Origin of the sequence: Methylosinus sp. KRF6 (assembly GCF_018887255.1) — a bacterium.
Taxonomy (GTDB): Bacteria; Pseudomonadota; Alphaproteobacteria; order Rhizobiales; family Beijerinckiaceae; genus Methylosinus; species Methylosinus sporium.
In genome coordinates this window covers 1-630 of record NZ_JAHLJF010000055.1, presented here as the reverse complement: position 1 = coordinate 630, position 630 = coordinate 1, and the positions used below count along the sequence as shown (strand labels likewise).

1 protein-coding gene is annotated in these 630 nt (G+C 67.6%); it reads right to left on the bottom strand.

Annotation, left to right across the window (positions count from 1 at the left end):
* The coding region (locus KP010_RS22505; RefSeq protein ID WP_253204001.1) for an SMC-Scp complex subunit ScpB at nucleotides 1–427 on the bottom strand (427 nt) is incomplete at its 3' end.
* Nucleotides 428–630 lie beyond the last annotated feature (203 nt).

Sequence of the window (630 nt, the reverse complement as noted above, 5' to 3'; positions counted from 1 at the left end):
CCTCGTCCTCCAGCCGCTCGAGGTCGGGGAGCTCGCGCAGGCTGCCGGGGCCGAATTTCCATGTCGTGACATAGGCGAAAGGCGCGCCGCGCTCGGGCGCGCGCAACGCGCCATCGATGAGAACGAGACGCTTCAGCCGGCCGACGTCGCGGCTGATTTCTCGGCCGGCGAGCCGCGCGAGCTCCGCCCGGATCGCGGGCTGCAGATAAGCGATGGCGGTCAGCGCCAGCAAGTCGGTGGGCGTCAATTCGGGCGCACCGCTGTCGCGCAGCACGCCCGAGCCCGCCGTGCGGATCGTGCCGGCGAAATGCGACTGCGTGCGAAACTGCCAGCAGCTAGCGACGGAGATGATGTCGTAGGGACGCCCGCGCAGTTCGTCGACGATGTCTGCGAGAAGATCGTCGAGATTGCACCCCTGCCCGACCAGCCGCGCGAACGTCTCGCGGGGTACCGGATCGCGCGCGGAAAAAATTGGTGCCTCGACGCGGCCTATTCATTCGCGCCAGCGCATGGGCTCGGGCAAGTCGGTCGAGATCCCCGTCGAAAGACACATCGGGGCCGGGCTTCCGAGATCGGCTTATAGGCGGTTCTCTACAGCCCGGAGAGTGAACGCCTCGGCGACGGGACTAG